The organism is Aeromonas media (assembly GCF_000819985.1).
GTDB classification, from domain to species: Bacteria; Pseudomonadota; Gammaproteobacteria; order Enterobacterales; family Aeromonadaceae; genus Aeromonas; species Aeromonas media.
Genome location: NZ_CDBZ01000199.1, coordinates 1 through 18629, shown reverse-complemented (window position 1 = coordinate 18629; position 18629 = coordinate 1). Strand labels below are relative to the sequence as shown.

General features: G+C 61.8%; 20 protein-coding genes, 1 tRNA gene and 1 pseudogene. 10 read left to right on the top strand and 12 right to left on the bottom strand.

What is annotated here, in order from left to right; genetic code table 11:
• The 6 genes from BN1127_RS17535 to mepA all read right to left on the bottom strand — a co-directional run.
• Window positions 1-1142: site-specific integrase (locus BN1127_RS17535; RefSeq protein ID WP_231557512.1), on the bottom strand; the 1142-nt coding region annotated here is incomplete at its 3' end.
• 83 nt (window positions 1143-1225) lie between these two features.
• Window positions 1226-1313 (bottom strand) — tRNA-Ser (locus BN1127_RS17530).
• Window positions 1314-1490: 177 nt separating this feature from the next.
• A complete protein-coding gene (locus BN1127_RS17525) occupies window positions 1491-2108 on the bottom strand; it encodes a TPM domain-containing protein (RefSeq protein WP_041205604.1) in 618 nt (205 codons plus the stop codon).
• Window positions 2109-2130: 22 nt separating this feature from the next.
• On the bottom strand, window positions 2131-2943 hold the full coding sequence (locus BN1127_RS17520) for a TPM domain-containing protein (RefSeq protein ID WP_042650282.1): 813 nt from the start codon (window positions 2941-2943) through the stop codon (window positions 2131-2133).
• Window positions 2940-3545 carry a LemA family protein gene (locus BN1127_RS17515; RefSeq protein WP_197069659.1) on the bottom strand — a complete coding sequence of 202 codons (606 nt, stop codon included), beginning with the start codon at window positions 3543-3545 and terminating at the stop codon, window positions 2940-2942. The genes BN1127_RS17520 and BN1127_RS17515 overlap by 4 nt, the downstream gene beginning before the upstream one ends.
• A 42-nt stretch (window positions 3546-3587) precedes the next feature.
• Window positions 3588-4331, bottom strand: a complete 744-nt coding sequence (gene mepA, locus BN1127_RS17510; RefSeq protein ID WP_042650281.1) for a penicillin-insensitive murein endopeptidase — start codon at window positions 4329-4331, stop codon at window positions 3588-3590.
• A gap of 164 nt (window positions 4332-4495) precedes the next feature.
• Here mepA and BN1127_RS17505 point away from each other — a divergent pair, with 164 nt between their 5' ends.
• Both BN1127_RS17505 and BN1127_RS17500 read left to right on the top strand, forming a co-directional pair.
• Window positions 4496-5038 carry a hypothetical protein gene (locus tag BN1127_RS17505; RefSeq protein ID WP_042650280.1) on the top strand — a complete coding sequence of 181 codons (543 nt, stop codon included), beginning with the start codon at window positions 4496-4498 and terminating at the stop codon, window positions 5036-5038.
• A gap of 211 nt (window positions 5039-5249) precedes the next feature.
• Complete coding sequence (locus BN1127_RS17500) at window positions 5250-5528, top strand: RNA recognition motif domain-containing protein (protein WP_081805676.1); 279 nt, start codon at window positions 5250-5252, stop codon at window positions 5526-5528.
• A 76-nt stretch (window positions 5529-5604) separates the two neighbouring features.
• Here the strand turns inward: BN1127_RS17500 and BN1127_RS17495 are convergent, their stop codons facing one another.
• Window positions 5605-6504: an aldo/keto reductase gene (locus tag BN1127_RS17495; protein WP_042650279.1), complete on the bottom strand. Its 900-nt coding sequence runs from the start codon at window positions 6502-6504 to the stop codon at window positions 5605-5607.
• 170 nt (window positions 6505-6674) lie between these two features.
• On the opposite strand from BN1127_RS17495, the gene BN1127_RS17490 reads away from it, so the two are divergent.
• The 3 genes from BN1127_RS17490 (at window position 6675) to ltaE (ending at window position 8965) form a co-directional block, all read left to right on the top strand.
• Window positions 6675-7082 carry a transcriptional regulator gene (locus BN1127_RS17490; protein ID WP_042650278.1) on the top strand — a complete coding sequence of 136 codons (408 nt, stop codon included), beginning with the start codon at window positions 6675-6677 and terminating at the stop codon, window positions 7080-7082.
• Between the two features lie 72 nt (window positions 7083-7154).
• A complete protein-coding gene (locus BN1127_RS17485) occupies window positions 7155-7862 on the top strand; it encodes a Rossmann-fold NAD(P)-binding domain-containing protein (protein ID WP_042650277.1) in 708 nt (235 codons plus the stop codon).
• Window positions 7863-7948: 86 nt separating this feature from the next.
• Window positions 7949-8965: a low-specificity L-threonine aldolase gene (gene ltaE / locus BN1127_RS17480; protein ID WP_042650284.1), complete on the top strand. Its 1017-nt coding sequence runs from the start codon at window positions 7949-7951 to the stop codon at window positions 8963-8965.
• 67 nt (window positions 8966-9032) lie between these two features.
• Here the strand turns inward: ltaE and BN1127_RS17475 are convergent, their stop codons facing one another.
• From BN1127_RS17475 to BN1127_RS17460, 4 genes are all read right to left on the bottom strand, one after another.
• Window positions 9033-9464, bottom strand: coding sequence for a PAS domain-containing protein (locus tag BN1127_RS17475; RefSeq protein ID WP_042650276.1), 432 nt, complete (start codon window positions 9462-9464; stop codon window positions 9033-9035).
• A gap of 106 nt (window positions 9465-9570) precedes the next feature.
• Window positions 9571-10587, bottom strand: a complete 1017-nt coding sequence (locus BN1127_RS17470; RefSeq protein ID WP_042650275.1) for a response regulator — start codon at window positions 10585-10587, stop codon at window positions 9571-9573.
• Between the two features lie 46 nt (window positions 10588-10633).
• Window positions 10634-11578 carry a LysR family transcriptional regulator gene (locus BN1127_RS17465; RefSeq protein WP_005327789.1) on the bottom strand — a complete coding sequence of 315 codons (945 nt, stop codon included), beginning with the start codon at window positions 11576-11578 and terminating at the stop codon, window positions 10634-10636.
• A 77-nt stretch (window positions 11579-11655) separates the two neighbouring features.
• Entirely contained in the window at window positions 11656-12357 is a 702-nt protein-coding gene (locus tag BN1127_RS17460) for a DUF2982 domain-containing protein (RefSeq protein ID WP_041206904.1), read from the bottom strand.
• Window positions 12358-12525: 168 nt separating this feature from the next.
• Between BN1127_RS17460 and BN1127_RS17455 the strand changes: the two genes are divergently transcribed.
• The 5 genes from BN1127_RS17455 to BN1127_RS17435 all read left to right on the top strand — a co-directional run bounded on the left by BN1127_RS17455 (window position 12526) and on the right by BN1127_RS17435 (window position 18447).
• Window positions 12526-14466, top strand: a complete 1941-nt coding sequence (locus BN1127_RS17455; protein ID WP_005327794.1) for a putative bifunctional diguanylate cyclase/phosphodiesterase — start codon at window positions 12526-12528, stop codon at window positions 14464-14466.
• 153 nt (window positions 14467-14619) lie between these two features.
• Window positions 14620-16182, top strand: coding sequence for an AbgT family transporter (locus tag BN1127_RS17450; RefSeq protein ID WP_042650274.1), 1563 nt, complete (start codon window positions 14620-14622; stop codon window positions 16180-16182).
• A 67-nt stretch (window positions 16183-16249) separates the two neighbouring features.
• Entirely contained in the window at window positions 16250-16975 is a 726-nt protein-coding gene (nfsA, locus tag BN1127_RS17445) for an oxygen-insensitive NADPH nitroreductase (protein WP_042650273.1), read from the top strand.
• A 159-nt stretch (window positions 16976-17134) separates the two neighbouring features.
• The gene (locus BN1127_RS17440) at window positions 17135-17899 is read left to right on the top strand and encodes a hypothetical protein (RefSeq protein WP_042650272.1); all 765 of its coding nucleotides are present in this window, start codon (window positions 17135-17137) and stop codon (window positions 17897-17899) included.
• Entirely contained in the window at window positions 17893-18447 is a 555-nt protein-coding gene (locus BN1127_RS17435; RefSeq protein ID WP_042650271.1) for a VOC family protein, read from the top strand. Before BN1127_RS17440 ends, BN1127_RS17435 begins: the two co-directional genes overlap by 7 nt.
• 12 nt (window positions 18448-18459) lie before the next feature.
• Here BN1127_RS17435 and BN1127_RS22220 read toward each other — a convergent pair.
• Window positions 18460-18629 (bottom strand): annotated as a pseudogene (locus tag BN1127_RS22220) (MFS transporter); the annotation flags it as partial.

The window sequence follows — 18629 nt, the reverse complement described above, 5'->3', positions numbered from 1 at the left end:
TCCGCCTGCTGTAACTCATCGATGAAGGTATGCCGCAGCCCGTAAAGCGTGGGACGGCCCTGACCTACGATGCCAGCCTCATTGAGGTGGCGTTGGAAGCGACAGGTGATGTTATGCGCCCAGTCGTCGTCTTTGCCTGATGGTTTGTCGTCGAACAAAAATACCTGCCCCTGACCGCGACGACTCTCCACATAGTCCAGGAATTGATGTCCGATCAACGCACTATGTAGCGGCACGGTACGGTACGCATTGGCACTCTTGAGCTTCTGATCCACCTCTCCCGCATCAACCATCAGACACCAAATCCCCTCGACCTGTTTGACGTTCAGAGTTTTGAGCTGACAGGCCTCAGAGGGTCGCAGCCCGGCATACAGGCACAGCAGGGGCACCCACCAGTCTTGAACTCTCAATTTTTTGCCTTTCTGGGATTGTTTGCTGCGCAGGCTGGCAAACAGCTGAGCCAGTTGAGGGCGATGCCAGCGCACTCGCTCCTCATCCGCCCGTTTGTGCGGCTTCTTGCCTGCCGTCAACCCATCAAAAGGGTTACGGCTGCAATAGTCCAGCGCCACGCACCAACGGAAGAACTGTTTCAGGGCGGCGAGGTAATCTCCTTTGGTTTTGAAACTGAGGTTGGTCTTGCGCAGCAAGCTGTTGCGGTACTCCTGCGCCAGAGCGGGCGTCACCTCATCGACTTTAACCCCTTTGGCCCAGGTGACGAAGGCGTTGATCCGAAGTTGGAGCTGGCCCACCGACCTATGCTGGATCCCCTCACTGGTTTTAGTCTCGATGAATCTCGCCAATGCGTGGGTGAGCATGATCCCACTGCTGGGGCAAGCTGGGGCATCAACAGAAGGTTCACGAGGTGTGGAAGGTGTTTGAGGAGGGATGAACCCCGCTGCTTTGAACGCGTCTAGATCGGCGCGGATCCAGCGATAGAAGCTGCGGGGAGCAGTATCCGCAGGGGTAGCCGCGATCAGTGCGCGAGTGCGAGCTGCCACAGCCAGGTTTCGGTCTACAGCGAGCTGCCTATCTTTGGTGCAAAGGGAAGTACGGATAGCGAAGGGCAAGCCACGGTCACGTAATGACTTAGGCAGCGGGAGACGAGTGTAGTAGGTGCCGGAGGCATTTTTACTCAGATACATGATTGTTCCACCCAGTTGATCCAGGAAAAAAATCACGTAAGTCTAGAAATGAAAAAACCCGTTGAAATTCAACGGGTTATATTTGGCGGTGAGGGAGGGATTCGAACCCTCGATACGTTGCCGTATACACACTTTCCAGGCGTGCTCCTTCAGCCACTCGGACACCTCACCAAATTTTCGACTGCTGTTTAACGTGTTCAATCACCACGTTGTTCACTGCGCCGTTGCGCTGGAACGGGGCGTAATTTAGGGGAAAGCTGACTCGGGGTCAAACACTTTTCCCCTTATTTTTCAGAATCTTTATCGAATGCCTATCCCTTGAACAGAATGCCGGTTTTTTAAGCCCGATCAAGGTTTGTCCAAAATGATCAGGCTGTCGGGCAACTCGTTTTGATCCCGGGTGGCCGGAAACGCATCGGTCAGGATGGCGCTGGTACGATCCACGCACTCGAGGAAGCCTTGTTCCACCTCCTTGTTGCGTACCCGCACCACGAAGTCGTCGATGATCTGTTGCCACTGCGCGTTGTCTATGTGCTGGGCGATGCCGTCATCCACCAGGATCTCCACATAGTGCTCCGCCACCGAGACGAAGATCAGCACCCCGAGCCGGTCGCGGGTGCGGTGCAGCCCCTGCTCGACAAATTGCAGGCGGGCCATCAGTGCGGCCCTGTGTTGACGCACTTTTTTCGGGATCAGCCGCATCTTGATGGGGGTCCAGTGGAACAGCAGGCTCAGTAGCAACCAGACCGACCACTGTACCAGCAGGATCTCGTACCAGCCGAGCCAGAAGCCGAGCTGGAACACCAGCAGGGGGGTGAGCATGGCCAGCAGCGCAGCCCACAGCGTCGGAATATAGCGATAGCCATCGCTGGCGGGGGCCAGCACGGTGACCAGCTCGGCGTCCGTGGCCTGCTCGGCCTGCCGTACTCTGGCCTGCAAGGTGTGATAGAACTGTTTCGAAATCATCTTGTTGTCTCTTGTTCCCTGATTACCAACCGCCGGAAGCACCGCCGCCACCAAAACTGCCACCGCCGCCACTGAAACCACCGCCGCCCCCAAAACCGCCGCCGGTGCGTCCGGCACCGAAACCGCCGACCAGATAGGCGGCGTTGCGCCGGCCGCGACCGCCGCCCCCAAAACCGCCGCCGGTGCGTCCGGCACCGAAACCGCCGACCAGATAGGCGGCGTTGCGCCGGCCGCGACCGCCGCCCCCACCACCTCCCCGCAGGTTATGCAGCACGATCATCACTATCACTACCAGGATGAAGAGCCAGGGGCCGCCTTGCTTCTCCTCCTTGCTGGCGTTGTCTACGGGCTGATACTCCCCGGCCAGGGCCTGCATGATGCCCTGGCTGCCGGCGACCACGCCGGCCACCATGTCGCCGCGCTTGAAGGCGGGCAGGATCCGGGTCTGGATGATGTTGGCGGCGATGGCATCGGGCAGAGCCCCTTCCAGGCCATAACCCACTTCGATGCGCACCTTGCGCTCATCCTGGGCGATCAGCAGCAGCACGCCGTTGTTCTTGCCCTTCTGGCCTATGCCCCAGTGGCGACCGAGCTGGTAGCCGTACTCCTCTATGGTCTCCCCATCGAGGCTGTCGATGGAGACCACCACCAGCTGGATGCCGCTGCGCTTCTCGAAGGCGGCCAGTTGCTGGGTCAGCTGGTGGGCCTGCTTGCGAGACATCAGGGCCGCCTCATCCACCACACGCCCACTTAACGGCGGAAAGGCGGGGGCGGCTTGCAGCGTTGTCGTCCAGAGCAGCAGCAAGGGGAGCAGCGCGCGCAACATCATCGTCATTGGAAGCTGACCTTGGGCGCCTCATCGGCACCGGGTTTGGCGCTGAACGTGGGTTTGGCTTCCAGATCCGAGTAGAGCAGCTTGGACCAGATGACCCCGGGGAAGGTGCGGATCTCGGTATTGAACTGGCGCACCGCCTCTATGTAGTCGCGTTGCGCCACCGAGATGCGATTCTCGGTGCCTTCCAGTTGGGCCTGCAGGGTCAGGAACTGCTGATCCGCTTTCAGATCCGGGTAGCGCTCGACCACCACCATCAGGCGGGAGAGGGCGCTGGAGAGCTGATCCTGGGCCGCTTCAAAGGCCTTGAGCTGGGCGGGGTCGCTCACCTGCAGGCTGCCGACCCGGGCGCGGGCATCGGTCACCGCCTTCAAGGTCTCCTGCTCGTGGCTGGCGTACCCCTTGACGGTCGCCACCAGGTTGGGAATGAGATCGGCCCGGCGCTGGTACTGGTTCTCGACCTGGCCCCAACTCGCCTTGACCTGCTCATCCAGGGTGGGGATGTTGTTCATGCCGCACCCGGTCAATCCCAGCAGCAGGGTGAAAGTCAGCAGGCACTGGGTGGCCCTGTGCCGGAGTGAAATGGCCATCTTGTTGTTCTCCATTGAAATTTCTGACGGATATCGGCTCACCATAGCAGCTTGTGGTCAGCCCTCACAACGCTTCGGTAAGACGGGGGCTCGGTAGCTCATGGAGACCTTGGGCAACTGGGGTTTGTCCTTGAGCCAGGAGGCCAGCTCGGCATAGCAGCCGTTGCCGGGGGGGATGGGGGCCTGGGGCTGGCAATCCGGGCTGTTCACCGGGCAGCGCAACCTGACGTGGAAGTGGCTGAAGTGGCCGACCCAGGGGCGCAGCTTGGCGACCCAGGGTTCATCGGCCGCCCGTTGGCACACCTCGGCCTTGATGACGGGGTTGACAAAGATGCGCGCCACCTCGGGCTTGTTGGCAGCGAGGCGCAGAAGATTGAGCTGCTGGGGGCCGAAACGGCCGGGCAGCATACGGTAGCTGGGCTCGTCGATCAGCGCCCACTCCTTGGGGGCATCCTGCTCCCACTGGCTGATGGGCCTGTCGGCCATCCGGAACCAGATGTCGGCATCGAGGCCGGTCTGGTGACTGCGATGACCCGAGGTGAAGGGGCCGCCCCGTGCCATGGCAAGATCGGCGATATAGAGATCCGGCATGCCGGCCAGCCTGGTCTGGTTGGCCAGGCCCTGCAGGTAGTGAATGAGATCGGGGTGACCGTAATAGCGCAGCCGCTTGCTGCGGATCACCTGATAGCCGGGCCCTGTCAGCGGCAGGGCCACGGCATTTTTCAGGCAACCGGCCGCGTAGCCGCCGATGGCTTCTGCATAGAGGGCGCTGGTGGTGAGCAGCAGGGCAGTGGCGAACATGGGACTCCTGAAGATGGCGGGCTCAGACAGCCCCAAGCATACCAAGAGTTGCGGCTGGCCGTCATCCGTGCCGCCGCGCCGGTTGCAACCCATGGGCGGGCTCGCGCACAATGCGGGCCAACGCCGATGCGGCAGGGCCGTTTCCATCATGTGAGGAGGATGAAATGAGAGTCAGTGAACTGGCATTGCAGGGGGGCGTGAACTGGCTGATGCCACCGGCGAGGCGCTTCTACGGGGTCATGATCTGCCTGTTGCTGGCGAGCTTGGGGACTGTGGTGGCCGCGCTCTTGCTGGGGTATCCCGAGATGGGGTTGCTGCCCTGGGTCGGTCTGGTGTTTGGCGGCATAGTGCTGGTGATGATGGTGTTGCCGCGCAACTGGCAACGCTGGCGGTTGGCGGAGCTCGCCTGGGACGATCACCACCTCTATCTGCTCAACGGTGGCGAAGACCGGGCCCTGGCCCTGCCGAAGGCGGCGCTGGTGGGCATAGAGCGGGATCGCAAGGTGGGTCACGACGGTCAGTGGCTCGACTTCAGCCTGGATCTCGGGCTGGATGAAGAGACTCTGGCCGACGCCGCCGGCTTGCTGGGCCTGACCCGGGAAGGCACCCATGAGGTGGCCCCCGGGGTCTATCGCTTCGGTTTTAAACGGGCCTGGCACAGCCGCCAGGCCCTGAACAAGCTGTTGGCCGCGCTGCAGCCGGCCTGACTATTTTCTCGACAATTCACCGTAAAGCTCAGATACTCCCTCTGATTCGAATTGATCTTTCCTGCTCCGATAGTCCAAGAGATCAACGACTTGGGGCTCGAAGCAGGGAGTGCCACGGCATGATGCCATGGCTGGTCCGGCAGGGGGGTTGTGCCCTTACTCCAGGTCGGTGGATGCATAGATAAGGCACCTTGAATCGAGAGTAGATGGCATGAAGATTTACGTAGGTAATCTGTCGTACCGGATGACGGCCGACGAACTGACAAACGTGTTCAGCCAATTTGGGCAGGTAGACAAGGTCGATATCATCATCGATCGCGATACCGGTCAGTCCAAGGGGTTTGGCTTCATTGAAATGCCTGTAAACGGGGATGCCGAGAAGGCCATTGCCGAGTTGCATGGCACCGAAATAGGTGGTCGTACCATTACGGTCAACCAGGCCAAACCGAAGACAGATGCACCTCGTGGCCGCCCTCAGCGCCATCGTTGAATCGTCTCGATAACGAAAAACGGCATGGATCTCTCCATGCCGTTTTTGTTTGCCTCGCGATCAGGGGCAGGCGGGATCAGGGCACATCGTAACCCAAGGCGGCCTTGCGGATGCGGAACCACTGCTGGCGGCTGAGCACGATGGACTCGGCCGCCACGGCGGCGGCGATCCGCTCCCGCTTGCCCGAGCCGATGAGCGGCAGCGGCTGGCTCGGCAGCATCATCACCCAGGCGTAGACCACCTGCTCTATGGTCTGGGTCCCCAGCTCCTGGCGGATCAGTTCGAGCTCGGCCCGCAGCGGGGCATAGGCGGGATCGTTGAACAACCGTCCGCCACCGAGGCAGGACCAGGCCATGGGCTTGATGCCCAGTTGCTGACACTGATCCAGGGCGCCATCCAGCGTCCCTTCCTGGTGCAGCGGCGAGATCTCCAGCTGGTTGGTGACCAGCGGGAAGGGCAGGCGGGATTGCAGCAGCGCGAACTGGTGGGGAGTGAAGTTGGAGACGCCGGCGTGCTTGATCTTGCCCGCCTGCTTGAGGCTGATGAAGGCCTCGGCCACCTCGTCGGCATTCATCAGAGGGTCGGGGCGGTGGATCAGCAGCAGATCCAGGTGATCGGTGCCGAGCTTTTGCAAGGAGGCCTCGGCGCTGGCGACGATGTGGCCCTTGCTGGTGTTGTAGTGATTGAGGGCGTGTTCCGGCTTGGCGGTGAGGGCGATGCCGCACTTGCTGACAATCTCCATCCGGCTGCGCAGGGAGGGCTCCAGACGCAGGGCCCGGCCGAAGGCCTCCTCGCACTGGTAACCGCCGTAGATGTCGGCGTGATCTATGGTGGTGACCCCGAGATCCAGGTGGTATTTCATCAGATCCAGTAGGGTGGCCGGGGAGAGTTGCCACTCCATCAGGCGCCAGTAGCCCATGATGAGGCGGGAAAAGGTGGGGCCTTGATGGTGCAGGGCAAGACGGGATACGGGCATGGTGACTCCTCTACGGCTAAAACGACGGACAAATAAAGGCAGAATGAATGCTGCCAGCATCTTGGTCTCTTCTGGCGGACAAGGCAATAATACCCCCTTTGCGAATTCGAACTATGGTTCTGACCACCCCACTGACCGTGGCCAGCATGCCAGTGAGAGGAGAGCGTGTGATGGAAGGATTTGCCGCCAGGCTGCAGAGCCTGATCGGGGAGGGCAGCGTCAGCGCCTTTGCCCGCAAAGTGGGGCTGAGTGAGGCTCTGATCCGCAAGTATCTGAAAGGGGCCGAGCCCGGCCTTGGCAAGGCGAACCAGATCGCCATGGGGGCCAACTGCTCCCTGGAATGGCTCGCCACCGGTTGCGGGTATCTCTATCGTCAGGCCGAGGTGGTGGACAGGGACGCGCTGGCGGCGGCGGGGGCGCTGGTGCAGGAGACGCTCCTCGGCCAGCCGATGCCGGACGAGGAGCAACTGGTGACCCTGCTCGCTTACTATCAGTTTTTGCGCAGCCACAAGCAGGCGGACGGCTTTCTGGATCTGGCGCGGGCGAGGGAGTTCGGACGTCACCTGGCAGAGGCCTGAGGCCGCAGGTCAGCGGCAGCCTGCCATTCTTCTGATACCCTCTAAGCAAAGGACAAAACCAAGGACACACAGATGAGTTATCTGATCCTGGGCAGTGGTGGATTGGGGGGAGCCCTGGCCCATGAGCTCGCCAGCCGTGGCGAAGAGTGGTTGCTGGCGGGCAGACAACTGCCCAAAGGGCTGGATCCGGCCTGCTATTTCCCGTTGCAGGAGGTGGACCCGCTCTCCTTCGACGCCCTATTCACCCTCTATGACACCGCCACCCTGCCGAATGTGGTGATCAACACCATAGGTCTGCTGCACGATCTCAGCCACATGCCGGAGCGGCGAGTGGAGGAGGTAACCCCCCAGTGGCTTGGCGAAAGCCTGCAGGCCAATGCCTGGCCCCACCTGGCCCTGGGTGCCAGCCTGAGCCGGCTGATGACGTTCGAGAGTCGGCTGTGGCTTTGTACCCTCTCCGATCTGGCGGGCAGCCTGGAAGAGGCTCATAGGGAGCCTGCTCGCCGTTACAGCTATCGGATGAGCAAGGCAGCCCTCAACATGGGATCCCGGATCCTGGCCGCCGAGTGGGCCGAGCGATTCCCCGGTGCCGGGGTCATCACGGTTCATCCTGGGCTCATGGATACCCCCATGCAGCAACCCTTCCGACAGGAGATTGACCCGGCCCTGTTGCAGGATCCCGCCCTGGTGGCACCGCAGTTGCTGGATCTCCTGGCCTCGCTGAACCAGGCGCACTCTGGCCGCTTCGTGGACTTGCGCGGCCAGCCGCTGCCCTGGTGAGCCGCAGGGCTCACATTCCCGCCCCCCATCCCTTGCCAGCACAGTCCCGGCTGGTTAATGTCATGCTCCTGCATCAGGAGGATGACATGCGCTATATCGATTTACGAAGTGATACCGTGACCCAGCCCACGGAGGCCATGCGCCAGAGCATGCTGCACGCCGAGGTGGGCGATGATGTCTACGGCGAAGATCCCAGCATCAATGCGCTCGAGCACAAAGGTGCTGAATTGCTGGGCAAGGAGGCGGCCCTGTTCGTGCCATCCGGCACCATGTCCAACTTGCTGGCGATGATGAGCCACTGCCAGCGTGGAGAAGGGGCCGTGCTGGGCTCGGCCTCTCACATCTATCGCTACGAGGCGCAAGGATCCGCCGTGCTGGGCTCGGTGGCTCTGCAGTCTGTTCCCATGCAGGCCGACGGTACCCTGGCGCTCAAGGATGTGCGGGCCGCCATCGCCCCCGATGACGCCCACTTCGTCCAGACCCGGCTGGTGTGCCTTGAGAACACCCACAATGGCAAGGTACTGCCGCTGCCCTACCTGCGCGAGATGCGCGATTTTGTGGATGAACACGGCTTGCTGCTGCACCTGGACGGCGCCCGTCTGTTCAATGCGGTGGTGGCGAGCGGCGAGCCGGTCGCGGCCATCGCGGCCCCCTTCGACAGCATCTCCGTCTGCCTCTCCAAGGGGCTGGGTGCGCCGGTCGGTTCACTGCTGGTGGGTTCCCATGGTTTCATCGCGCGGGCCAGGCGGCTGCGCAAGATGCTGGGGGGCGGCATGCGCCAGGCTGGGATCCTGGCCCAGGCCGCACTTTTTGCCCTGGATCAGCACGTCACCCGGCTGGCGGACGATCATCGCCGCGCCCGGCGTCTGGCAGAGGGGCTGGCTTCCTTGCCAGGCGTCGCGCTCAATATGGAAGAGGTGCAGACCAACATGGTGTTCCTGCGCTTGACCCAGGGGGATCCTGCCACCTTGCTCGGCTTCATGAAGGAGCGCGGCATACTCTTCTCCGGCTATGGGGAGCTGAGGCTGGTGACCCATCTGCAGATCACCGATGACGACATCGACGAGGTGATCGATGCCTTTACCGAGTTCCTGAACGGCTGAGGGTGATCGGCAAGCATGGAAAGAAGGGCGCCTGATGGCGCCCTTCTTGTGTCTCTGTGCCGAGGGCTCACCCCTGGCGCTGGCCCGTGATCAGCATGGCCTCGTCGGTGGCGTCGTAGATCATGATGGCCAGATGGGTGACCTCGCCGCCAAAATCGGCAAGGGGCACCAGGGTCAGGTTCTGGTACATGTGGGGGGCCGAGCCTGTGATGGGGCGATAGTTGGAGAAGCGCAGCAGATAGGGGCGCTGCTCCCAGGTGCTGAAGGCGCGGTTGTTGAGCTTGAACACCATGTTGGCCTTGCGCTCCAGCCAGGCGCGGTCCACGTCGGGGAAGAGGTCGAACAGCACCTGATCGCGCACCTCGCCGGCCAGTCGGCCGCTATGGCTCTCCATGAAGCCGTTCCATACCTGTACCCGGTAGCCCTTGTCGAGCACGACCAGCCCCACGTCCAGGTTCTGGACTATGTTCATCAGCCAATGAAATTCCCGGATTTCCATGGTCACTCCTGGTGCCTGAGTCTGTGTGGTTGATGCTGGCGATGGGATCACACCGCTAGCGCATATGCATGATCTTGTTATTGATGCTGGCGATGGGGTCACATCGCTAGAGCATATGCATGATCTTGTTGTTCATGGTGGCGATGGAGTCTTCGGTGAACAGCAGCAGCAGGTCGCACTGCACCGCATAACCCTGCACCCGGTAGTTGATCTCGATGGCCAGGGTGCGGCGCCAGCGGCTCTGGTTGGTGCGAATAAGATCTCTAATGGGCCTGTGCTGACCGAGCACCACGGGGTGGCCCTGGCTGAAGGGGGTGTCGAGCTGGTTGGCGTAGCCGCGCAGGAAGGCCCCGATCAAGACGTTGGCGGTATCCATCAGCAGCTCCAGCTCGGCGTTGTGATCCAGCACCCCCTGATGGTTCATCAGGCGTGCCAGATCCTGGAAGCTGGCATCGTGAAACAGCAGCAGCGCCTCGCCGGCGATACCGGCCCCGATAAAACCCTGGCAGACGGCGGAGAGGGTGTCCGACTCCGCGGCGGCCGAGAGGGCCATGTGCAGCTCGGAGACTTCCAGCACGTTGACGTTCGGAATGGGCAGCAGCACGAAGGCGTCCAGCAGGCGGGCCAGCAGATTGGCTCCCTGGCCCATGGCGACGTTGGCGAGCTCCTGATAGACATCCCGCAGCTCGGGGGTGAGCAGGACGGGGGACTCGATCGGTTGTCGTTCGGCAAGGGCAGGGGAGGCGGCCGCGTGCGGTGCCGGTTGCCACAAGCCGTGCCGCTGGAGCAGGGCAAGCAGGGTTTCCGGAGACGCTGGTTTCTTGATGAAATCGAGGGCCCCGAGCGCCATGACGCGGGCATGGGCTTCCGGCTGGATATCGCCGGAGACCACGATCACCTTGTTGCGCAATCCCTCCCGCTTGAGGGTCTCCAGCACGCCATAGCCGTCCATTTCCGGCATAGTCAGATCGAGAAAGATCAGATCGCCGTGGCCCATCAGGATCTGCTCGACCCCTTCCAGGCCGTCAGCGGCCTGATGCAGGGTGACATTCCAGCCGGCAGGCAGGGCGCGCATCAACTGCTTGCGAGCGAACCCCGAGTCATCACATATCAATACATTCATAGTGTTAGCCGACCTGTGCAACGAGGATTGCGCTAAGTGTGGGCGATCAACCGTCAGATGCAACGGGCAGCGGCATGGCCGGCAAAAATTGATCGTCCCGTTGATGATGGCGATAGCGTACGGAGTATTTCTCGACGAAATCGGCAAACATCTTAACACGCAACGGCGTGAACCGGGGCTGGCAATGGAGCATGTAGAAGGGGCGTTTGCCCGACTGCCAGTCCGGCAGCACGGCGACCAGCTGCTCGTCTTGCAGGAAGGGGTGCACATAGTGCAGAGGGGCATTGACGATGCCGAGGTGGCGCCGGGCGGCCCGCACGGCGGCCTGGGTCTGGTTGACGCTCAGGCGCGGTGTCCGCTTGATCTGCACCGTCTGCTGATCCCGCCCGCTCAGCTGCCAGTGCTGGTGGGGCCAGCAATAGATGAGATCGTGCTCTTCCAGTTGCGCCGGATGGGAGGGGATGCCCATCTTCTCCAGATAAAGAGGGGAGGCAAACAGGCCGTACTCGATGTGGCCGAGGCAGAGGGCATTGGGCAGGGTCTGGGAAAGCTCGCCGTTGAAGAACACCAGATCCCTGTCCTGATCACAGAGGGGGGCCTGGTCATTGGTCTGGCTGATGTCGAACTGCACCCCGGGATAGCGCAGACCGAAGTCCGCCAGCATGTCGACCAGGATGGTGTTGGAGAGGGCGATGGGCGCGGCGAGGCGGATGAGGCCGCTGATGTCCGTCTCCTGACCCTGGATCTCGCCGGTTGCCTGCTCGATTTCGGCTAGCGGCGTGCACAGGCGCTCGTAATAGCGCAGCCCCTCGTCGGTGAGGCGCAGCTTGCGAGTGGATCGGTGCAGCAAGGCGCACCCGAGCTGTTCTTCCAGTTGGGAGATGCGTCGACTGATGGTGCCGGTCGGCATGCCCAGTGCGGCGGCGGCGTGGGAGAAACCGCCCTCTTGCACCACCTTGACGAACAGATAGAACTCTTCGATGTACTTCATAAGCGGCTTGGGGGGTGTTTGTAACAAGCCCGTGACCTTATGAAGAGTCGCCAGGCTTGGCAAGCGCAATCCGGCGTTTAATTGATCTGGATTAGATTCGACTCGCGTTGGTACTGATTGAGCAAACGGACGAAGTCGACAGGGGATCTGTCCAGGCTGTTGTCCGGTACCAGAAGGTCATAACCCAGCAGGTCACGCAGCCGGGTCATGCGGTTGCCCAGCATGGCGATCACCCCCTCGTATTGCTGGCCCGAGGAGGAGCGAAAGCGGCTCTCCTCCAGCAGCCCCTCTCCCAACAAGCCGGCGCCGCAGCCTCCGGTGAGGCAGTCCGGGCGCTCGCTGCTCATGGCCTGCAACAGCACGGCGCGCTGCTCGGTCAACAGGCGAACGGCCAGCCTGGGTGTGATCAGCGTCAAGAAATCGTCGTAATCCTTAATCTTCAAACCTATGTAGGGCAGGGGCACCAGATCCCACCCTAAATGGATACGTGGCTGGTCAATTCGCTGAATATTTCTCCATTTCAGGATCCAACCGCCGTACTTATGGTGATATTGCAGGCAATCCTGACACAGAGAGAGACTAAAATGAGGCTCAGACAGTTTCAGTGCCCCGACAAGAATTGTCATCAGGCCAGCCAACAGGAGGAAAATGACGGGCATTAACAGTTGTTCGCGAAGGAAAAAAAGTATAAAAATCATAGTAATGGTTATGACCATGCCCAATAATATCAGTGTGAGTCCATTTCTCCTGACCATGGGGATCACATGTAGCGTTTTCATATGATTTCGGCCTTTTTCGCTCGCCTGTTTCCAGATTATGGGCCGGAACGGATTTTGTACCAGCACGGACGCGTTGACCAAACGCGGATCCAGGCCGGTTCTGCCATGAGCTTTCAGCATGAATCATCACTCAACATGAATACGCTAGACGAACGCCTGCTCACCGCGATGGATGTGCTCCATACGCCCATCTGGGTCTATGACATCCAGCGTCACCACATTTACTGGGCCAATGACTCCGCCCTGGGATTGTGGGAGGCGAGTTCCCTTTCCGAGCTGCAATCGCGCGACTTTTCGGCCGACATGGCCGCCGCCATCGATCTGCTGTTGCAGCGTTATCTCGGTGATTTTCAACAGGATCGCAGTTACAACGAGTGGTGGACCCTCTCCCCCAAGGGGGTCAAGAAACAGGTCTATCTGCGCCTCTCCGGCATCCAGCTCGCCGGACGGCAGATGATGATGACGGAGGCGGTCATCGATGCTGATACCCTCTATCAGGAATCCTCCCTCGCCACCGGTGACACCCTGGCCTGTCTGTTCGACAACGAGGGGTGCCTCGAGAGCGGCAACCACCATTTCGACATGTGCTTCGGCACCGGCATCAGCCAGCTGACCCAGGTTTTCTCCGGCTGCGATGAGGCTTTCTACACCCGGCTCTCCCGGGTGGGGGAGGTGGTGGCCGAGGGTGAGTGCCGGACCCAGAAGGGAATGCGCTGGTTCCAGTATCAGTTCCGCCACATCCAGCAGGGGGCCCGGATCCTGCTGACCATGCGGGACATCACGGATCGCAAGCTCGAGGAGCTCGAACACCGTCACCTGGCCTGGCACGACTCCCTCACCGGCCTGCTCAATCGCTACGGCCTGATGAAGTCCCTCGAGGCCTACTGCGGCCTGGGGGGGCGCTTCGCCCTGGTGTTCATGGATCTCGACAACTTCAAGCTGGTCAATGACAACTATGGCCACAAGGCGGGGGATCGCCTGTTGGAACGGGTGGCCGGTCGGCTCAAGCAGATCTGCCCGCGGGACGTGGAGCTGGCGCGGCTCGGTGGAGACGAGTTCACCGCCCTGGTGCCTCTCAACCAGGCGAGCGAGCGAGCGCAGGAAGTGGCGGATCTCATGCTCTCCCAGATGAGCAAGCCGCTGCAACTGAGCGGAGTGCCCGAGGTCACCATAGGCGGCAGTATCGGCATCGCCATCTACCCTGACGACGCCGATGATGGCGACAACCTCATCACCCGCGCCGACATGGCCATGTACCAGGCCAAGCAGATGGGGCGCCTGCGCTGGCAGCGCTTCACCCCCAGCATGCAGCAGAGCCTGCACCGCAAACTGACCCTGAAGCAGTTTCTGGCCAAGGCCGTCGGTAGGGGGGAGCTGAGCCTGCGCTATCAACCTCAGGTGGACGTGGCCCAGGGGAAGCTGATCGGTTTCGAGGCCCTGCTGCGCTGGTACAACCCCGTGCTCGGGCACGTCTCGCCGGCGGAGTTCATCCCGCTGGCCGAAGAGATGGGGCTCATTCGTGAAATAGGGAGCTGGGTGCTCGCCACCGCCTTGGCCCAGATGGGGGAGTGGCAGCGCCAGTGGCAGGTGCGGGTACCTGTCTCGGTCAACCTCTCCGGCTTCCAGCTCTCCGCCTCCCTGCCGGGGCAGGTGGCGCAGCAGCTCAGGGAGTCCAATGTCGAGGCGGGCCTGCTGACGCTGGAGCTGACCGAAACCGTGCTGATGCTGGACATGAAGGGCTGCATCGAGATCCTCGACGCCCTGAGCGAGCAGGGGATCAAGATCGCCATCGACGACTTTGGCACCGGCTACTCGTCGCTCGCCTACCTCAACCGCCTGCCCATCGACACCATCAAGCTGGATCGCTCCTTCGTGGTCGGGCTGAACCTGCCGGTGATCCGGGCCACCGTGGCCATGGCCACCAGCCTGGGGCTCGGGATCCTGGCGGAAGGGGTGGAGGACGAGCACGAGCTGGCGGCCCTGCGGGCCCAGGGCTGTCACGTCTTCCAGGGATTCCTGTTCAGCACGCCCATGACCCCGGAGGAGGTGGCGGCGGCAGGCTTCGGGATCCGCTGCAAGCTTGGCCACTATCCGCTGATCGGCGCCTGATACCACAGCTGACAATGTGCGGCATGTCTCATTTCAGGAGCGCGACATGCCAAATTAAACATAATTAATCGAATTTTTGTCTCATATCATGGGATTCATTAGACGTTATCGCTAGTATGCGCGCTCATTCCTTGGTCATGGAGTATCACCATAATGAGTCAAGCCGCAGTGAACGAGCGTCCGGCCAGTCCCAATGGCTGGTTGAACCGCTTCCTCAACGGGGTCGAGAAGGCGGGCAACAAGCTGCCGGATCCCGCCATGTTGTTCCTCTATGCCTTGCTGATCGTCTGGGTCGGCTCCTGGATAGGCTCCCAGTTCTCCTTCGATCTGGTCAACCCCCGCACCGGGGAGGCCGTGGTGGTCAACAACCTGTTGACCGGGGCTGGGCTGGCCGAGTTTCTCGCCAGCATGGTCACCACCTTCACCGGCTTTGCGCCCCTTGGCATCGTGCTGGTGGCCATGCTGGGGGTCGGGGTGGCAGAGCAGTCCGGCTTCATCAACACCGGCCTGAAGAAGTTGCTCAAGGTCACCCCGGCGCGCTTCCTGACCCCCATGCTGATCCTGGTGGCCATTGTCAGCCATACGGCGGCAGATGCGGGCTATGTGCTGGTGATCCCCATCGGCGGCATCATCTTCCATGCGGCGGGCCGTCATCCGCTGGCGGGCATAGCCGCGGCCTTTGCCGGGGTCTCCGGTGGCTTCGCCGCCAACTTCCTGCCCTCCGGCGGGGATGCCCTGCTGCAGGGGTTCACCCAGTCGGCGGCCCAACTGCTCGACCCCGACTACATGGTCAACACCCTGTGTAACATCATCTTCACCGGCGCCTCCTCCCTGCTGATCATCTGCGTGGGCTGGTTTGTCACCGAGAAGATAGTGGAGCCGCGCCTCAAGCAGGTGCCCCTCAACGAGGATCTGGAGAGTGCCGACGAGATGGGGCGCTACAGCGCGCAGGAGAGCCGGGCCTTCAACTGGGCCGGGTTTGCCATGCTGGCAGCCGTGGTGCTGCTGGGGCTGGCCCTGTCCCCGGACGACTCGCCGATGCGGGCACCGGATGGATCGCTCACCACCTTCGCGGCGCCCGTGATGAAGTCCATCGTGCCCCTCATCTTCCTGCTCTTCATCCTGCCCGGCATCGTCTACGGCTTCGTGGCGGGGAGCTTCAAGAGCGGCAAGGATGTGATCGATGCCATGTCGGCCACCATGAACAAGATGGGCTCCTACATGGTGATGGCCTTCTTCTGCGCCCTCTTCATCAAGGCGTTCGGTGACTCCAACCTGGGAACCCTGCTGGCCCTCTCCGGCGCCGAGGTGCTCCACGCCCTGGCGCTGCCGGGGGAGGTGACCATAGTCGGCATGATACTGCTCACCGCCAGCGTCAACCTGGTGGTGGGGTCGGCCTCGGCCAAGTGGGCGCTCATCAGCCCCATCCTGGTGCCCATGCTGATGGCGGTGGGGATCTCGCCGGAGCTGACCCAGGCCGCCTATCGGGTAGGGGATTCCGCCTCCAACATCATCACCCCGCTGATGGTCTTCTTCCCCCTGGTGGTGGTCTATTGCCAGCAGTATGTGAAGAGCACCGGCATCGGCACCCTGGTCTCCATGATGCTGCCCTACTCCCTGGCCTTCCTGGTGAGCTGGACCTGCTTCCTGCTGCTCTACTGGGCGCTGGGCTTCCCGCTCGGGCTGCAGGCCCCCTATGTCTATCCTGCCCCCTGAGGGTGACGAGGGGCCTTGGGCCCCTCGCTTTTTTTGGGTACAGTGTGACCTTCATTTTGGAGGCACCATGAACCCGACCATAGATCTCATCCTTTCCCATCGCTCCATTCGTCAGTTCACCCCTGAGCCCATCAGCGCCTCGCAACTCGATCAGATACTGAGCGCCGCCCAGAGCGCCTCCAGCTCCAGCTTCCTGCAGGCAAACAGCATTATCCGGGTGACGGACAAGGGGCTGCGCGCCACCCTGGCCGAGCTGGCCGGGCACCAGGCCTACGTGGCCGAGGCGGCGGAGTTCCTGCTGTTTTGCGCCGACTATCAGCGCCACAGCCAGATAGTGCCGGAGGCCCAGACCGGCTTCGTGGAGCAGCTCATGATCGGTGCCATCGACGGGGCCCTGATGGCCCAGAATACCCTGCTGGCGGCCCAGTCCCTGGGCCTGGGCGGCGTCTACATCGGCGGCATTCGCAACAACCCGGCGGCGGTGAGCGAGCTGCTGGGGCTGCCCCATCAGGTGATCCCGCTGTTCGGCCTCTGCCTGGGTCACCCCGCCCAGCAGCCGGAGCAGAAGCCGCGGCTGCCCCGCGCGCTGGTGGTGCACGAGAACCGCTATCCAGAGACGCTCGATCGCGCTCTGCTGGCGCAATACGACAGCCAAATCCACGACTACTACCTGGCCCGCAGCAGCAACAACAAGGTGCAGACCTGGAGCGGACAGATCAAGGCCATCCTCGGCAAGGAGGCGCGTCCCTTCATGCTGGGCTTCCTCCAGTCGAAGGGGTTTTGCCTCAAGTAATGGACGCGGCGGGCGATATGGTGCATGAGGCCCCGGGCATCGCCCTTGCCGCGACTCCCTTGCGTTGTTGTGAGGCAAGGTGCGATCTGGGCGCTACCCTATGCGGGTAAGCTGTTGTAGGATCACGCAATTGGATTGGGACAGGAGTGTGAATACCCTATGATTTTAACCTTGATATTGCTGTCGATTGGCGCACTCCTGTTTCTGGTCATCGCCTATAACGTGGTGCAGCAATACAAACAGAAGGCGGAAGCCGACAAGCGCCAGGCCATCGCCCGTCACAAGGCGGTGGCGGACGAGACCGAAGAGGTGCTGTTGAACGTCAACCTGGTGCCCTTCTCCAAGAACATGGTGCTGCTGCTGCAACACCGGATCCTGGATGCCTACCGCGCCATAGTGCAGGTCATGCCGAACCCTCAGGTCAAGCAGCGCATCATCGACGTCCAGACCCAGATCAAGAATGTGCAGGAGAACTACAGCAGTCAGGACGAGGGGCACTTCAAGACCCCGGAGTCCGACCGTCAGGCGATCCAGATGTTGCAACTGGCCAAGAAGATGCGGGCCGTGCTGCGGGTCGAGCACAACAAGGGCAAAATAGATCCCCAGGGGTTCGCCCAGGAGGATCGCCGCCTCGAGCTTATGCAGCTCAAGATCAACATCGCCAACCTGATCAAGCGGGCCATGGATGCCCAGATCCAGGGGCAGTACGGCACCTGTCGTCAGCTCTATACCAAGGGGCTTGGTGCTCTGGCCAATGTCTCCGACAAGGATCCCTACCTGCTGGCGCGGGAAGAGGACATGCGCCAGGGGATGCGCCAACTGGAAGAGCATCTGCAGCAGCACAGCGAGAAGGAGCTGCAAAACATCAAGGACAAAGAAGCGGACGAGCTCGATGTCCTGTTCCAACCCAAGAAGAAATGGTGATCATGTCTCATCCACTGGATACCACGTTGGGGCCCATGGCCCCATTCGTTTGCCAACTGCTCACTGAAATGCACGCCCTCATGGGGGAGTGCGAAGCCCCCCAGGTGGATCATCTCTGCTACCGCGCTGCCACCCTGCCGGAATACCTCGCCCTGAAAGAGACGCTGGCGCGCCATGGGGTGCTGCTGGTGGAGGGGATGATAGGGGGCCGCCCCATCGCCACCTATCGTCTGCATCAACCCGTCTGCTGGCAGCAGATCACTGTCCCTTGCATCGAGCTGGCCGCCCCCAAGGCGGGCCGCGCCCATCAGGCGGGGCTGGAGCACATAGAGCTGGTGGTGCCCTCACTGCCAGCGTTGGTGGCCGCCCATCCCGGGCTTGCGTTCAAGACGGCCAACATGGGCGACGGGCGTAATCCTGATGTGGGACTGATGTTGCCGTCGGGGCAAATCAAGTTTCATCTGCGCCCCTTGAGCGAGGTGATCGACGAGGAGCTGCACACAGGCGCCGTGGTGCCGGTGCCGGCGGACTATTACGACGGCCTGTGAGTTGAGGGCCCGTCACTGGCGTGACGAGGCGTGACAGGAGAGGGGCGGCGCCGTGCGCCCTTTGAGATGACCGAGCCAGAGGCTCAAGGCGGCGGTGACGCACAAGACCAGCTCGATGCCGAGCACCAATCCCCAGAGCCCCCCCCGCTCCCAGAAGGGATGCAAGTAAAGCCCCCCCAGAC

Coding starts and splice junctions, on each gene's coding strand:
- BN1127_RS17455 (WP_005327794.1), top strand. CDS start 12,526: ATGGATGTGCTCCATACGCCCATCTGGGTCTATGACATCCAGCGTCAC.
- nfsA (WP_042650273.1), top strand. CDS start 16,250: ATGAACCCGACCATAGATCTCATCCTTTCCCATCGCTCCATTCGTCAG.
- BN1127_RS17440 (WP_042650272.1), top strand. CDS start 17,135: ATGATTTTAACCTTGATATTGCTGTCGATTGGCGCACTCCTGTTTCTG.
- BN1127_RS17475 (WP_042650276.1), bottom strand. CDS start 9,464: ATGGAAATCCGGGAATTTCATTGGCTGATGAACATAGTCCAGAACCTG.
- BN1127_RS17435 (WP_042650271.1), top strand. CDS start 17,893: ATGGTGATCATGTCTCATCCACTGGATACCACGTTGGGGCCCATGGCC.
- ltaE (WP_042650284.1), top strand. CDS start 7,949: ATGCGCTATATCGATTTACGAAGTGATACCGTGACCCAGCCCACGGAG.
- BN1127_RS17495 (WP_042650279.1), bottom strand. CDS start 6,504: ATGCCCGTATCCCGTCTTGCCCTGCACCATCAAGGCCCCACCTTTTCC.
- BN1127_RS17450 (WP_042650274.1), top strand. CDS start 14,620: ATGAGTCAAGCCGCAGTGAACGAGCGTCCGGCCAGTCCCAATGGCTGG.
- BN1127_RS17525 (WP_041205604.1), bottom strand. CDS start 2,108: ATGATTTCGAAACAGTTCTATCACACCTTGCAGGCCAGAGTACGGCAG.
- BN1127_RS17490 (WP_042650278.1), top strand. CDS start 6,675: ATGGAAGGATTTGCCGCCAGGCTGCAGAGCCTGATCGGGGAGGGCAGC.
- BN1127_RS17500 (WP_081805676.1), top strand. CDS start 5,250: ATGAAGATTTACGTAGGTAATCTGTCGTACCGGATGACGGCCGACGAA.
- BN1127_RS17485 (WP_042650277.1), top strand. CDS start 7,155: ATGAGTTATCTGATCCTGGGCAGTGGTGGATTGGGGGGAGCCCTGGCC.
- BN1127_RS17520 (WP_042650282.1), bottom strand. CDS start 2,943: ATGACGATGATGTTGCGCGCGCTGCTCCCCTTGCTGCTGCTCTGGACG.
- BN1127_RS17515 (WP_197069659.1), bottom strand. CDS start 3,545: ATGGAGAACAACAAGATGGCCATTTCACTCCGGCACAGGGCCACCCAG.
- BN1127_RS17465 (WP_005327789.1), bottom strand. CDS start 11,578: ATGAAGTACATCGAAGAGTTCTATCTGTTCGTCAAGGTGGTGCAAGAG.
- BN1127_RS17470 (WP_042650275.1), bottom strand. CDS start 10,587: ATGAATGTATTGATATGTGATGACTCGGGGTTCGCTCGCAAGCAGTTG.
- BN1127_RS17460 (WP_041206904.1), bottom strand. CDS start 12,357: ATGAAAACGCTACATGTGATCCCCATGGTCAGGAGAAATGGACTCACA.
- mepA (WP_042650281.1), bottom strand. CDS start 4,331: ATGTTCGCCACTGCCCTGCTGCTCACCACCAGCGCCCTCTATGCAGAA.
- BN1127_RS17505 (WP_042650280.1), top strand. CDS start 4,496: ATGAGAGTCAGTGAACTGGCATTGCAGGGGGGCGTGAACTGGCTGATG.